The following is a 16,269-nucleotide window of genomic DNA, read 5'->3' as shown; positions in this document are numbered from 1 at the left end:
TTATTCAAGTTTGACTACAGTGAGACATTACTTTTTCTCAACAAGTAACCCAACCTACTTTTATACAACAATTACTTTGTTGTTAGCAGCGATTTTCTTGTTTTCTAACGAGACGACCGCTCAAAATGTCGTTCAGGATACTGTACCGAATTTGGTGGATTCTTTGGACAAAAGAAGAACATTACCTTCTTTCTTGCTTTGGGATAATTTTGAGACTAATCCACTATTTCCAAGTCAATCTCCATTCCAAAACCGTAAGTCTCCTTTTTACCAATCTGGGCCTGCTGAAAAGCAAGTAGAGGTACAAATGGATTCCACCATTCATTATAAGGTTTATGATGAGTTGGACTCCACGGATGTGGCACCTGGCTATTATTTCAACTTTGAAGAATTTTCAAAAATCCAAGAGCTACGCATGCGTCATGAGTACTGGAGAAACCGGTCCCGAGGCATGTATGGAGAAAGTGCAGTAAGCGGTAGAGGCTTGATCCCCCCTATCACCATGAGCCCAACCTTTGACAGGCTGTTTGGAGGCAGTGAAATCAATATTACCCCAACAGGATACGTCAACCTGGACTTTGGGGGAATTTTCAGAAGAATAGACAACCCTTCCATTCCCATTAGGCAACAACAAAATGGTGGTTTCAACTTTGATCAGCAAATCCAAATGAGTGTCAATGGAAGCCTGGGACAAAAAATGCAGATTAATGCCAATTTTGACAGCAATAATTCCTTTGACTTTGAAAACCAACTCAAGGTTGAATATAGGGGGTTTGAAGAAGACATTGTCAAAAGTATAGAGATTGGTAATGTGAGCATGCCTGTTCAAAATAGCCTTATCCAGGGTGCTCAAAACCTTTTTGGGGTCAAAACCCAGTTGCAATTTGGTAAGCTATTTATGACTTCTGTAGCGTCTACACAAAGGGGCAGAAGAGATGAGATTGTCATTGAAGGCGGTGGTCAAGGTAGACCTTTCGAAATCAGGGCCTCAGAGTATGATGATAACCGACACTTCTTTTTGGCCCATTTCTTTAGGGAAAATTACGAAAGATGGCTAAGAGGATTACCGCAAATCCTTTCTGGTGTAAACGTCACAAGGGTAGAAGTTTATATTATGAACAGGGCCAATAACACAGAAACCCTGAGAAACTTTGTGGCCTTTATGGACTTGGGTGAGGGCCAAAGAATCTATAAACCAGAAAACCCAAGTATTGGGACTGGTGTCCCTGGAAGCCCAGCAAGTAATGATGCCAACCAGCTTTTCAAAACCCTTACATCAAATCCATCCTTTAGACCTTATGACAATGCCTCCACGGCCATAGAAAATGACCTTAATCTTGTAAAAGGTACTGATTTCACCCAAGTCAATGGGGCAAGAAAGCTTGCAGAAAATGAATACACATTCCATAAGGAATTAGGATACTTAAGCTTAAACAGGAAATTACAAAATGATGAGGTAGTTGCCATCTCCTTTGAGTACACCTATAATGGCCAGTCCTATAAAGTGGGTGAAATGTCTGAAGACTATCAAAACCGTGCTGAATCAGATGTGTTATTCCTGAAATTATTAAGACCTGCAAGAATCAATGTCAATGTTCCTACTTGGGACTTGATGATGAAAAACATCTATAATTTCAATGCCAATCAAATCCAACAAACGGGCTTCCAGCTGCAGGTAATATATAGGGATGACCGGACAGGGTTGGATAACCCGAGCTTATTAGAAGGAGAACAAGTAAAAGATGTTCCATTGATCAGGTTAATGAAACTGGACAACCTTAACCCACAAAATGACCCTCAGCCTGATGGTAATTTTGATTTCGTGCCAGGTTTGACCATACTGCCAGAAAAGGGCATGTTGATCTTCCCTGTCTTGGAACCATTTGGGCAAACATTAAGTGAAAATTTCCTTCCTAACGAGGAAAGCCTCAAGGATAAATTTGTTTATGACACGCTTTACCGTACCACCAAAGCTGATGCAGAATTGGTAACCAGGCTCAACAAATATTATTTGAAGGGAAGCTTGACTGCAGGGTCTTCATCTGAAATCATGCTGCCTGGACTGAATATTTCTGAAGGTTCCGTCTTAGTAAGGGCTGGTAATATTCCTCTTACCGAAGGCGTGGATTATACGGTGGATTATAATATAGGAAGAGTGGTCATTATTAACGAGGGAATCCTTTCCTCAGGAAAACGCATATCCATTAGTTTTGAAAAAGCGGATCTTGTTTCCTTCCAAACCAGAAGCTTACTAGGTACCCGATTCGATTATTTGTTCAATGATAAATTCAATATTGGGGGTACTTTCCTTTACCTAAATGAAAGGCCAAATATCACCCGTATCAGTACTGGAAGCGAAACCATAAAAAATAGCCTTTGGGGCTTAGATGTCAATTACAGTGACGAATCCAGATGGCTAACCAAATTAGCCGATGTACTTCCATTTACTGACACTAAGGAAAAGTCCCTGATTACCTTCAATGGGGAATTTGCCCAGTTGATTCCCGGTACTTCTAATAAGGTAAATGGAGAAGGAGCTTCCTATATTGATGATTTTGAAACTGCAGTAACTCCTTTTAGTTTGGGTGGTGCTTCACAAAACTGGAAGCTTTCAGCTACTCCGCGCACCGAGGATGATCGCTTTGATCTAAGCATGCAAACCGAAGACAGGCTTGGGAATGCTTACAGGAGAGCTAGATTGGCATGGTACAATATTGACAATGTTTTTTACCGAGAAAGTGGCCAAGGCGTACCTGACAACATCAATTCCGAGGACAGAAAAAACCATTACGTAAGAAGGGTTATTCCTCAAGAAATATTCCCGCAAAGGGATAGAGATGTAATTGTCACCCCTGAACCCTTATTTGAACTGGCCTATTTCCCACATGAAAGAGGCATGTACAATTACAATCCCAATCTTGACCGTCGAGGACTACTTCCTAATCCAGAAGATAATTACGGAGGCATTACTAGAGCCATCACCTCCGATGTGGATTTCGATAGGACAAATATTGAGTACATAGAATTCTGGTTGATGGACCCTTTCATTTCTGGTGAAAACGGCCGGGTGTTGGATGGAGTTTTCAATGAAAACAACACCACTGGTGGTAAACTAATGATCAACCTTGGGGAAATCTCTGAGGATGTAATGATGGATGGTAGACATGCTTTTGAAAATGGCTTGCCTGCTGATGGAGATCCCAATGCCACCAACGAAAATGAATGGGGTAGAGTAACCAGCCAACAGTACCTTACTCCAGGTTTTGATAATTCACCTGAGGCCCGGCCTAACCAAGACGTAGGTTTGGATGGACTCAGTAGTGAAGATGAAGTCACTTACTTTGCAGACCGCTACCTTAACCGATTAAATGTGGACCCTGATATTTACGCGCAAATTGAAGATGATCCTTCAGCGGATAAGTTTCAGTATTATCTGGGGGATGATTTGGACCAACAAAACATTAAGATTCTAGAGCGTTACAAATACTTCAATGGCCTTGAAAACAATACCCCCATTATAGAAAATTCCAATCTACCTTACACCCCTTCCGGTTCCAATAAGCCGGATAATGAAGACCTGAACAATGATAATACGATCAATGAGATTGAAAATTATTATGAATATGAGGTAGATCTTCGGCCTGGTCAATTGATCGTTGGTCAAAACAATATTGTGGACAAGGTTACACATAATGAAAATGGGGATGAAGTAAACTGGTACCTGTTCCGAATCCCTGTTCGACAACCTGACAATGTTCAGGGAGACATAACAGGTTTCAAATCAATGCGATTCGTAAGAACTTACCTTACCGATTTTGAGCAGCCTGTGGTATTGAGAATGGCCAAGTTCCAGATGGTGGGCAGCCAATGGAGAACATTCCAAGAGTCACTGTATGAAAGAGGTTTATTTGAAGTACCTGAACCAGATGTATCCAACCTGACAGTAGGAGTAGTAAATATCGAGGAAAACAGCCAAGGCAATGCCAACCAAAGCCCTTATGTCCTGCCTCCTGGAATAATCAGGGACAGGGACAATACTTCTACAGTAGAGAGACAACTAAATGAGCAATCCCTAAGACTATGCGTGGAAAACTTGCAAAGCCGAGATGCCAGGGCCGTTTTCAAGAATGTCAACTTGGACTTGGTACAATATGGCCGCTTAAAAATGTTCTTCCATGCCGATAGTGAAGATGCTGAAGATGGAGAAATAAGTGCGTTTTTGAGATTGGGAACAGATTATACGGACAACTATTATGAAATAGAGGTTCCTTTATACATCACACCTACTGGCACCCGTGATCCGCAGCAAATATGGCCCGAGCTGAATGAGATCAATATTGGAATTGATGAGATAGTAGGTGTAAAATCTGAAAGGGACAATAACCAATCTCCTCAAAACTTACCTTATACTTCCCAAATCAGACAGTATAAGGTAACTGTTGTAGGTCGTCCTGAATTGAATTATGTACAGGGGTTGATGATTGGAGTAAGAAACCCTTCTTCCACTGGCGGGGCAAGCAAATCCATCTGTATCTGGGCCAATGAATTGAGGGTAGTTGACTTCAATAAATCTTCAGGCTGGGCCGCCAATGCCAGATTGAATGCCCAGATTGCTGATGTGGCAACCATCTCCTCTACTATTCGACACAACACCTTTGGATTTGGAGGACTGGAGACTAGGCTCTCCCAAAGGTCCAGAGAATCCAGCACACAATATGATATTTCTGCCAATGTACAGGTAGACCGCTTATTGCCAGAGGCATTGAGGGTAAGCATCCCAATGTACGTCAGTATGGAAAATGCCACTACCAAGCCTCAATATGACCCGCTCAATCCAGATGTTCCTTTTGAACTTGCCTTATCCAAATTCAGGACAGATGCAGAAAGGGAAGCATATAAAGAGCTGGTGCTCGATCAGGTAAAAAGAAGGAATATCAGTTTTACCAATGTGCGTAAGATCAAGAAGGAAGACAATGACAAAAACAGAATTTATGACCTGTCCAATTTCTCCTTTTCTTATGCTTATGGATTAGTAAAGCAAAGCAATATCAACACGCAGGACTATACTTTTGAGACTTATAGAGGAAATATAGCTTACAGCTATTCGCCAGAGCCAGTACTAATTGAGCCCTTTAAAAACTCGGAAAAAATGGGCAGTCCTTATTTACAATTGATCAAGGACTTCAACCTGAATCTTGCCCCAACATTGATGACGGCCAGAATAGATATGGACAGGCGATTTATGAGGACCCAATACCGGAATGATCAGCTCACCATTGAAAATGTCGCGCCATTATTCCAAAAGAGTTATTATATCAATCGCTTTTATAGCCTTAACTGGGATCTGACCAATAACCTTTCCTTTGATTATACAGCCAGGGTAAATGCGCTTGTTGATGAACCAGAAGGAGACTTGGATACGGAAGCAAAACGAGACTCCGTCCGAACTAACCTTAGAAAATTTGGTAGGACTACCAACTATAACCATTCCTTGGTGACCAATTATCATATCCCTACGGAAAAGGTTCCTTTCCTTGACTGGATTAGCACTGATTTCCGCTATGAAGCTACTTATAGCTGGTTGACGGGGTCCATAGGTCAAAAGGACACCTTAGGTAATGTCATTCAAAATACTAGGGACCGTTCCTTTACTGGAAAATTGGACATGATCAAGCTGTACAATAAGGTCACCAAACTCCGGGTGCTCAACACCCCTAAGCGACCTTCCATCCCGGGGCAAAGACAGGCCCAGGATACCATTAAAACAGATGGATTCTTTAATGGCTTCCTGAAGTTTGCCATGATGCTTAAAGAGGTATCTGGTCGTTATAGCATTACCGAAGGCACTTTCCTTCCGGGTTATATGGAAAACACCAGTTTATTTGGATTGGACAGAAGCTTTATGAATCCAGGACTTGGCTTCATATTCGGTAGCCAAAACGCTGATATTAGATATGATCTGGCCAACCAAGGTCTCATGGCCCCTAGTACTGAGTTGACTCAGACCTTCCGGCAAAACCAGGTAAAGAACCTTCAGATAAACGCCATTTTAGAACCAATCAAGGATTTACGCATTACATTGGATATGCGAAAGCGGGAAACAGGGCAATATGCTGAAATATTTAGGCGCGACAGTGAAATGGATGACAAATATATTTCCATCAATCCTAATCGCTTGGGCGCTTATAGCATCAGTTATAATATCATCAAAACAGCCTTTGCCAAAAATGATGACCAGAACAACTCTCCTTTGTTCAGTAATTTCGAGAATTACAGACCGGTCATCAAATCCAGACTGGAGGCTTTAAATCCAGGTGGTGAATATAACCTAAATGGTCAGGATGTGCTCGTGCCTTCCTTCCTTGCAGCTTATTCAGGTAAATCTGCAGAAGATATAGATTTAAGTCCTTTCCCTAAGTTCCCTCTTCCAAATTGGAGGGTGGAATACAGAGGTCTTTCCAGGTTGGCAGTATTCCAGGAACACTTCAGCTCAATCAACCTTACCCATAATTACACTTCTTCATATGATGTGAGCAATTTCTCCAATTCATTGCTATATCAATCTGGGCTTGAATTATACAATAACCTACAGCAATATCCACTGGCCAGTATCACTGATGAATTTGGAAGTTATATCCCTGTCTATATTTTCAACCAAGTGGTCATTTCAGAAAGATTTGCTCCATTAGTAGGCATTGATGTACTGACCAAAAGCAGGATGAACATTTCTTTTGAATACAATACAGAAAGAAATATTGGCCTAAACTTCTCCAATGCACAGGTAACTGAGCAAAGCAGTCATGATTTTAGGTTTGATCTTGGCTATACCAAATCTGGAGTTAAAATTCCTTTTAAGATCCAGGGACAGCAGGAAGTTTTGAACAATGACCTTGAAATTAGGGTCAGCACAAGTATTGTGGACACGCAAACCCTTCAGAGAAAGATTGAAGAAGGCAGCACTGTTACCAATGGAAACCTCAACTTACAGATCCGTCCAACAGTGGGATATATCATCAACCAAAACCTAAAAGTTTCCCTGTATTTTGACCGTACGGTCAATGATCCAAAAATCACCACGGCCTATAGAAGAAGTTCTACTGCATTTGGTGGACAATTACGATTTAATTTAGGCCAATAGGTTTTATCATTTGGGGAAAGCTTGTATTTTTGGTTTTGATTAATCCTAAATAAAGAATATGAACTTCCCAAAAGAATTAAAGTACACAAAAGACCACGAATGGGTTAGAATCGAAGGTGACACTGCTACTATCGGAGTAACAGAATTTGCCCAAAGAGAATTGGGCGATATCGTTTATGTAGAAGTAGAAACTGTTGGTGAAACTATCGAGACAGGAGAAGTGTTTGGTACAGTAGAAGCAGTAAAGACTGTATCCGACCTATTTATGCCATTGGAAGGAGAAATTATCGAATTCAATGAAGAATTGGAAGGATCTCCTGAATTGGTAAACGAATCTCCTTATGAAGAGGGATGGATGATCAAAGTGAAGTTTGAAAACGAATTACCTTCCGACTTGCTTTCAGCTGAAGAATATGCTGAATTGGTAGGTGAATAAAGAAAATTACTTTAGCGATCGCTTTCTCCCCGCTTTGCTATGGTTGGTCATGTTATTACTACTGATCATGTCTCCCGGGGATCAATTACCTGAGGGCCCAAAAATACCTGGTCTAGACAAAATGGTCCATTTCAGCCTATTTGGAGGGCTCTTGTTCTTGTGGAACAGGGCAGTAATTGGCAATGATGAAAACATTATAACTAAAAGATTTATCACTAATCACTTAGTTTTGGGCGTCATTTTTGCTATATTAGCTGAAAAGATGCAGCAATTAGTTCCGAACAGGAGTTTTGACCTTACGGATATTATTGCCAATCTAGCGGGAAGCTTAATGGGTACTGTTTGTTTTTATATTTTATACAAGAAGAAAAGTAAGCTTGTATAAATAAAAATAAATGGTTAGAATTGTTATCGCTAAAATAGAGCAAGAATTATTAACCTTTATATGAGTATTAACTATGGAAGCTAAAAAGACACCAAAAGCTGATTTGACCAAAAAGTCAGGAATGTTCCTGAACCTAGGTCTATTGGTCAGCGTTGGTCTTACGCTGTTTGCTTTCGAATACAAGTCCTATGACGCTGGTGAGCTGATGGACTTGGGAACAGTGGAAGACGATTTCGAGGAACTATTGGATATTCCGATCACGGAACAACCACCTCCACCGCCTCCACCAGTAGAGCAACCTGTCATCGAGGAAATCCCTGATGAGGTAGAGATTGAAGAAAAGATCGAAGTAAATTTTGACGTGGACGTTCAGGAAGAAACAGTAATCAAAGAAGTTGTTATTGCTGACGCTCCTGTTGAGGAAAAAGCTGAAGAGATCTTTGATGTGGTAGAAACCATGCCTACCCCTCCAGGTGGAATGGAAGGTTGGAACAAATACTTGAGCAAAAACCTTAAGTATCCAACTCAGGCAAGAAGAATGGGAATCGAAGGTACAGTATACGTGGTTTTCGTAGTTAACACTGATGGATCTATTCAAGATGTTGGTATCTTGAGAGGTATCGGCGGTGGCTGTGACGAAGAAGCCATGAGAGTAGTTAAAAATGCCCCAGCATGGGAACCTGGAAAACAAAGAGGTAGACCAGTAAGGGTAAAAATGAGACTACCTATCCGATTCAAATTGAGCTAATCGGTATTTAAAGATATAATTTGAAAAGGCTGTCAGAAATGGCAGTCTTTTTTTTTTGATATCCAGCAATAGAAATCCCTTCCCCCTCCAAATAAAAAATCAAAATATTCTTTTTAAACTATTTAATTAGTTTTTTAACTAAACCTTTCTATATTAGATATGTAATATTGAGCAAAAGACTGCACAAAGCTTACCCGGGTACTTGCAGGTCTGATTTCAAATCCTAAGTAGCACTAACTACTTGGTATAAGGGGATCAGTATGCACCTCAATTAAGAGATCATTCACCATAAAAAGCATGACCATGGAAGCAAAGAAAACTCCCCAAGCAGACCTAAGGGGAAAATATGGATTGTTTTTCAATATAGGACTATTGATAAGTGTAGCATTAGTATTGGCCGCCTTTGAATTCAAATCCTATTCTAAAGCCAACCTAATGAACTTGAATCCTGAAACTGGCGATTTTGACATTCCGCTTGATATTCCCATCACTGTCCATGAACCACCTATCCCGCCCAAAGTAGAGCAACCTGAAATCGAAGAGGTACCTGACGAAGAGGAAATCATAGACAAAATCGATGAAAGTTTTGATATCAATTTACCAGAAGAAGTCAAAATACCGGAATTCGTATTGGCCGAAGCTCCGCCTGTAAATGATAAAGCAGAGGAGATATTTGAGGTTGTCGAAACCATGCCCCAGCCACCTGGAGGACTGGAAGGCTGGGCTAAATACCTGAATAAAAACCTTAAATATCCTACTCTAGCCAGGCGCATGGGAATAGGAGGAACAGTTTACTTATATTTTGTTGTAAATACAGACGGTTCCATTCAGGACATTACAGTGGCAAGGAGTATTGGAGGAGGTTGTGATGAAGAAGCCGTGAGAGTACTTGAAAATGCTCCCAAATGGGAACCGGGCAAACAAAGAGGCAAACCTGTCAGAGTAAAAATGGCCCTCCCAATAAAATTTCACTTGCAATAAAGACATATGTGGGTTAAATGGGGTAGCCAATAGGTTGCCCTGTTTTCTTTTTATAACCTTCCAGAACTTCTCAAATAGTTATGAGGACAAAAGAGCTCTTTGAAATAACTAATAACCCTTTGAAGCTTCGGTTTTAAAGCTATATAAGACGTAAAGAAAATCAATACCCTTAAGGGCAAGCCCTTGGAGCTTCCGGTTTTGAAAAATTGAGCATAAGAAATATTCTCAAAACGATAATAAATCAATTTGAAGGAAGCTCCATAGGCCTATTTGGCTCTTTACATCGATGGAAATGCATAGCATTCATGAAGGCCTATAAGAATAATTCTACCTCTGAATAAAAGGACCAAAAATCCCTTTAATGGGAACGAATTTTGTGCTATTTTTGTCATCCTTGAGAAATGGGGCTGACCGGTTTTGACAGTAGGTGTAAGGACTGGGCTCGCATGTCGGGTGGAGTATGTACGTCCGTGAATAATTCATATGATCTATAATTGGCGAATCTAATTACGCCATGGCTGCCTAATCAAACCCATTAGGGATTGATACTGCTTAAAGGGTTGAGTTGCGATAGTAATTCCCCGGCCACATCCCGCAGCTCTCTGACTTGGCAGAGCTGATTCTGGGGTGTCGACTTGTCAGGTCTAGCGCTGGAGATGCTATTAATACAGTGCGAAATTTAAATAGCTAAGCCCAAAGGTAGCTGTGTCATCCAGCAGCCCTGGGACGAAAACCCAACAGGTGACTAAACATGTAGACGGTACGGTGTTTCCCTATCTGGACCAGGGTTCGACTCCCTGCAGCTCCACAACACAGAAACGAGGTGAAATTTCACCTCGTTTTTTATTTAAAAAACAAAAATATATAAATAAAACTCTATTTTACTATAGTATAACGTTTACATCCTTATAATTTCACGAGCCTCTGCCAATTTATACCAAAAACAATTTACTAACAATATCATTCAAAAAACGAACTACTTTTTAAAAGTTCGACCAATCCCTTCAGCTTAGCTGAAGAGAGTCGAACCACATGTAAATTTCACTTTTTAAATATTTTTTTCCACATCAATTGACATTTATATCAAAAGAAAAAACTAGACCAACCGTTCTTCCAATTGCCCCTTCCAAAGGATATATCCCTTTCTTGGATCCGAATAATCATGATTTAACCTACTGAAACTTTCCGGGGAGCTCAGAATAAAGGCTTGCCTTCCCTTATCCTTTATAAACTGAAGGTCCGATTCTATTTCATCCAGTCTTTTCCAAACCATCAATTTCGAAATCTCTCCTCCATTAACCATGATTTCTGTGTGCCAGATATAGGTAGCCTCTTCTGTATCCAAGGTTTCTAAAATGATATGGTAAAATTTCTTACCTTTTAATAGAAATACGAATGAAAAAGGTTTTAATATAAACCTTATTTTTAACAATGAACCTTCGTGTTTTGATGCCAAGTACCTCAGTTGTCTGAAATGCCTATACTTTTCATCTCCAATTAGGTTATTGGTCAGTTGCTCTTCGGTAAAATGAGAGCCAGGAAATTGATTGGATTTTCTTAAACCTTCAAGATCAGAAGTGGCCCTATTGTCATTTTGATGATTTGGATCATTTTTAATTTCATCGATGGCAAACTGAAACCTGACACTCTCAATGGTATCTTGATTAATTCTTCCCAAATCTTCGGATTCAGCTCTTTGGGCCACTAACATTCCATTTTCAAATTCAGCAAAAATCTCCACATTGGCATACTTCATTTTTAGTGACTTCGAGAAGTAGGGTTTTAATACTTCAATCTCAGGACGGACGTATTCATTTTCAAGTTCAAATTCAATTTCTGTATTGAGTTCTTGCACAGGATAATTAAAGGCAATGCTACCATACCTGAAATCCAGTTTGTCCAATGCAATTTTAACTGTCTTGTCGATGGTGACAGCACTCATTTCTCCAGATTCGCTTAGATCCATAAACAAGTCGGCTTCTTTCTTAAGTTTTCTATAATAGGTATTCCTCTTCAAAAACAAACGATCAAGATAATCAACCAAATAATCCCGATAATCATATATCACAGGAGCCAGTTCGGAGCGCTGAACCCTCCCTATATATTGGATAAGTTTGCCCTTGAAAGAAAAAGGATAGACCAAAAACAGCCTTGATATGTTATTCAAATCCACACCTTCCCCCATCAACTGTCCGGTAGTAATCAAGACCTGGAAATCTCCTCTGGATATCTGGCCCCATTTCCCCTTGCGGCTACGTTCATTATCTTCCCCACTCAAAGTGATTACTTCAAAAACCCCTTTCAAATAGTGGTTTAACGTAGCGATATGCTCTCTTCTTTCTGTAATAATCACTACACTTCCCCCTTCATTCACCTCTTTTATAACATCTTTGATGATGAGCTGATTTCTGGCTGAATCGTTCACCAATATCTTTGAAAGTGTCTCAAAACTATCAGTTTTTGGATTGAACGGTACTTGCAAGGCGGTCTTCCTCACTTTCACCGTTGCAGGCCGGTAGTTTTTGATTTCCTTGGGATCAATACTGGCAATTACATCACCCAGATAAATAAAAATGAGCCTCCCGTCATTTCCCTTTCTAAATGGTGTCGCCGTCAGCCCATACAGGTAGAAAGTAGAGAGCTTGGACAAGCTGTTCCGAAAACTCTCTGCTGATATGTGGTGGCATTCATCAATTATGACCGTACCGAATGCGTCATAATATTCACTTGATTCAGGTTTGTCCAAAAACTTGGCCAGACTTTGGAACATTGCAACGGTTACTTTTTCACCGATTTTAGCACGCCCTTGTCCAATTCTTCCTATTTCAACCTTCCTTAATCCCATAAAAGACTGGATTCTTTCCAACCATTGTTCCATAAGTTGTTTCCGATGGACGATAATAAGTGTTGGTTGTTTCTTATTGGCTATTATCTGTAAACCTATTATTGTCTTTCCTGTACCAGGGGGAGCCACAATAATCCCAAACTGCTTCTTTTCCGCTCCAGAGACTGCTTTCTCCTGATGTTCCCTTAGTTTAAAAGTGGTGTTAAAGGAGATTTTCGGTTGTAGTTTTCTTTCATCTTTAAATTCAAACAGAATGTTTTGGGCTGTACAAAACCTCACCAACTTACCCATAATACCCCTGGGGATGACAACATTATTTTCGGTTTCATCAATCAAACGGAAATGAGATGGCGTACCATGGGTGCTTCGTCCAACCTTCTTCTTTACGAAATAGGCTGAATTGGAAAAATTCAGTTCTTCCTTTAAAAAATCAGTTAACTCTGTTGTAATTGCAGACTTATTGAGTCGAATATTGTTACTCAGTTTGATCAATAACTTCTTTGAAGTATTGAAATCTGAGGAGCTTGATCCATGGTTGACCAATGTTAATTCGTTATATAAGGCATCTAATCGGTCCACTGAAATCTTTTTGACGGATTTCAGGAAAGTCCACTGGTCCTGATATGGTTCCATATCATCATTCAGGAAACCACCATTTCCTTTTTCCAAAACGGCTTTATTTAAGGGAAGCGCAATTAAATTACCAAGCCCTTTCCCGGATAGATAATCCTGATTTGGAAACAGCCGGTCAAAACTGGAAAATTTATCAAATTCAGAAATCGATTGGGATTCCTTTAATAGATGGACAAGCATCTTTCTACTTTTTCTTGCAGGATAAGGGCTCGCGAAAAATATCCAAATATGCCCTCCATTTCCGGATCTTGATCTTTCAAGATATGAAGGAATGTTTTTGGATTTACACAGCCCCATTACTTTTTTGCACTCCCCTTCCCAATTTTTTCCATCAAAATCGGCAGCAATAAACCAGGAAGTATTGTCCTGTAAAAGAGGGTAAATACCGATATGGTGTTCTCCATTAAGATGCTTCAGAACTTCAATGCCTTTTAACGGGATATAGCTTTTGTCCTTGTAGGTTTTGAATGTACCACCATTACGTTTATGGCGTCGATACATATAGGGATCATAATGGTATGCGGGCATATATCCGGCTTTGGCTCCCTTCTCCCAGCGAACAGCGAAAACATCTGACCTACCCTTAAAGAGCCCATTGAATATTTCCAGTTTATCCGATTCTGAATAAGTGATTACAAAATTCCCCATAAATTTCTTTGATATCCTTTTCTGTTTGCCAATGACTTCAAAATGTCACATAATATAGATTTCAAGCGATAGGGGAAGTTAAGAAATCAAGATTACTTTATTATTCTTTAAGCTTTTAGTTAATTTGCCTATCTATATCCATCCAAAAAGTTCCGTATAACTGTCACAGTAGAAAAATGCTCTTAATCGATCAAATTCAAAAAGGAGAAAGTAAAACGCTCGAATTAAAAGAAAGCCTTCCAAAAAATGAAAGTATCGCTAAAACAATAGTGGCTTTCTCAAACACAAGTGGTGGCAAACTGATCATTGGAGTGACTGATCAATTAAGTATCGTTGGAATTGATGATGCCATTTTATTTGAAATACAGGATAAGATTGCATCGATTATTTCTGACAGTTGTTTCCCTGGGATTATTCCTGATATCTACAGTGTAAACATAGACAACAAACTTGTCTTGGTTATTGAAGTCGTACGTGGAAACCAAAAACCCTATTACCTTAAAAACAAAGGAAGGGAAGAAGGATGCTATATTAGAATTGGTGCTACCAACCGTCTTGCAGATCCTGCTACAATTGCAGAGCTTGAACGTCAAAAACATCATATAAGCTATGATGAGGAAGTATATTACGATCTTGAACTCAATAAACTTGACTTGTCCCCTCTACTTGATAAATTCAAACAAGTTGGTAAACCCTTAAATAATGAGAAACTAGAAAACCTAAAGCTGATAAAAACCTCCAATGATAAAATATATCCCTCAAATGCCTTAATGATTATTCTAGGGAAACTTCCACATTCTACCATAAAATGTGCCCGCTTTAAAGGAACTACCATGGAGACTTTTATTGATAAAAAGGAATATAGTGGGGATATTTTTACCACTCTTGAAAACACCCAAAATTTTGTATTGAACCATATCAACCTTCAAGCCGAAATAAGAGGGCTATACAGGGATGAAAAATATGAAATCCCCTTGGTCGCCTTAAGGGAAGCTTTGGTCAATGCGATTATTCATCGGGACTATGTCAACCAAGGCAGGGATATCAAAGTGGGCATTTATGATGACATTGTAAATATAGTACGCCTGGTAGCTTGCCCAATAATATAACCATGGATGATATTTTTAATGGTCGCAGTGAAGTTCGCAACAGAGTATTGGCAAATGTATTTAAGGAGCTAGGTTTGATTGAGCAATGGGGAAGTGGAATTAACAGGATCATCAATACTTGTAAAAGCTATGGGCTTCAGTCCCCAACAATCCAAGAGAAGAATGACTATTTTGACATTGAATTTATTCGACCACAAATAACCATATCCTCAAAGGAAAGCATTGAGCAAAACCAACCAATAAGACAGAATCACGAACGATTACGAACGATTACGAACGATTACGAACGATTAGAGAAAGAAAAACAGACCATCCTTTTATACCTTCTTGAAAAAGGAAAAATCTCAAGAAAAGAGGCTACGGCTTTATTGGACTTAAAAAACACAAAAACTTACGAAATTCTCACTGAAATGGTAGACCAAGACCTTATCAAAAAACAGGGCAAAGGGAGAGCCACTTACTACAAACTATAGTGGCTCCTCTCCAAATTCCCCTAAAACTATAAGCTTCTCCATCACTTCTATTTCTTCCATAAAAGAGTTCGATCCACGTACCGCCAGCTCCACAACACAAAAACGAGGTAAAAATTCACCTCGTTTTTTATTTAAAAAACAAAAACATATAAATAAACCTCTATTTTACTACAGTATAACGTTTACATCTTTATAATTTCACGAGCCTCTGTTAATTCGTGCCAAAAATAAATTACTAACAATATCATTCAAAAAACCAACTACTTCTTAAAAGTTCGACCAATCCCTCCAGCTAAGCTAAAGAGAGTCGAACCACATGTGAATTTCACTTTTTAAACATTTTTTTTCACATCAATAGACATTTATACCAAACGAGAAAAACTAAACCAGCCGTTCTTCCAATTGCCCCTTTCCAAAGGATATATCCCTTTCTTGGATCCGAATAATCATGGTTTAGCCTACTGAACATTTCCGGGGAACTTTCAATAAAAGCTTCCCTTATCTTCTATAAATTAAAGGTCCGATTCTACCTCATCTAGTCTTTTTCCAAACAGGGATTGTGAAATTCCTCCTCCATTAACCATTATTTCCGTGTGCCAGATCAAGGTAGCCTCTTCCGTATCCAATGTTTCTAAAATTATATGGTAAAATTTATTTCCTTTTAGTAGAAAGACGAACGAAAAAGGTTTTTATATAAACCTGATTTTTAACAGGGAACCTTCGTGGTTTGATGACATGTACCTCAACTTTCTGAAATGCCTGTACTTTTCATCTCCAATTAGATTATTGATTAATTGATCTTCTGTAAAATGAGAGCCTGGGAATTGATCAGTTCTTCTTAAATCTACAAGATCAGAAATAAACCCATAATAA

8 protein-coding genes and 1 other RNA gene are annotated in these 16,269 nt (G+C 39.4%); 8 read left to right on the top strand and 1 reads right to left on the bottom strand.

All coding sequences use genetic code 11. From position 1 onward, the window contains the following. The first annotated feature begins 79 nt into the window (after window positions 1-79). The 6 genes from sov to ssrA all read left to right on the top strand — a co-directional run bounded on the left by sov (window position 80) and on the right by ssrA (window position 10,499). Window positions 80-7,138, top strand: coding sequence for a T9SS outer membrane translocon Sov/SprA (gene sov, locus KMW37_RS11590; RefSeq protein WP_449506039.1), 7,059 nt, complete (start codon window positions 80-82; stop codon window positions 7,136-7,138). A gap of 58 nt (window positions 7,139-7,196) precedes the next feature. Beyond that, the gene (gene gcvH, locus KMW37_RS11585; protein ID WP_215224780.1) at window positions 7,197-7,574 is read left to right on the top strand and encodes a glycine cleavage system protein GcvH; all 378 of its coding nucleotides are present in this window, start codon (window positions 7,197-7,199) and stop codon (window positions 7,572-7,574) included. Continuing rightward, a complete protein-coding gene (locus tag KMW37_RS11580) occupies window positions 7,567-7,959 on the top strand; it encodes a VanZ family protein (RefSeq protein ID WP_317195568.1) in 393 nt (130 codons plus the stop codon). The genes gcvH and KMW37_RS11580 overlap by 8 nt, the downstream gene beginning before the upstream one ends. A gap of 73 nt (window positions 7,960-8,032) precedes the next feature. After that, window positions 8,033-8,707, top strand: a complete 675-nt coding sequence (locus KMW37_RS11575) for an energy transducer TonB (RefSeq protein WP_215224779.1) — start codon at window positions 8,033-8,035, stop codon at window positions 8,705-8,707. Window positions 8,708-9,010: 303 nt separating this feature from the next. Further along, on the top strand, window positions 9,011-9,688 hold the full coding sequence (locus tag KMW37_RS11570; protein WP_215224778.1) for an energy transducer TonB: 678 nt from the start codon (window positions 9,011-9,013) through the stop codon (window positions 9,686-9,688). 403 nt (window positions 9,689-10,091) lie between these two features. After that, window positions 10,092-10,499, top strand: a transfer-messenger RNA (tmRNA) gene (ssrA, locus tag KMW37_RS11565). A gap of 285 nt (window positions 10,500-10,784) precedes the next feature. On the opposite strand, the gene KMW37_RS11560 is transcribed toward ssrA, so the two are convergent. Next, window positions 10,785-13,814, bottom strand: a complete 3,030-nt coding sequence (locus KMW37_RS11560) for a TOTE conflict system archaeo-eukaryotic primase domain-containing protein (protein ID WP_215224777.1) — start codon at window positions 13,812-13,814, stop codon at window positions 10,785-10,787. A 176-nt stretch (window positions 13,815-13,990) separates the two neighbouring features. Here KMW37_RS11560 and KMW37_RS11555 point away from each other — a divergent pair, with 176 nt between their 5' ends. Both KMW37_RS11555 and KMW37_RS11550 read left to right on the top strand, forming a co-directional pair. Then, on the top strand, window positions 13,991-14,923 hold the full coding sequence (locus KMW37_RS11555) for an AlbA family DNA-binding domain-containing protein (RefSeq protein ID WP_215224776.1): 933 nt from the start codon (window positions 13,991-13,993) through the stop codon (window positions 14,921-14,923). Between the two features lie 2 nt (window positions 14,924-14,925). Further along, window positions 14,926-15,396 (top strand): ATP-binding protein, encoded by a 471-nt coding sequence (locus KMW37_RS11550; protein ID WP_215224775.1) that lies wholly within the window; start codon window positions 14,926-14,928, stop codon window positions 15,394-15,396. Window positions 15,397-16,269 lie beyond the last annotated feature (873 nt).

It is taken from the genome of Echinicola shivajiensis, assembly GCF_018642165.1.
Lineage (GTDB): Bacteria > Bacteroidota > Bacteroidia > Cytophagales > Cyclobacteriaceae > Echinicola > Echinicola shivajiensis.
Note: the sequence above shows the minus strand (reverse complement) of the source record. Positions and strands in the feature narration are given on the sequence as shown.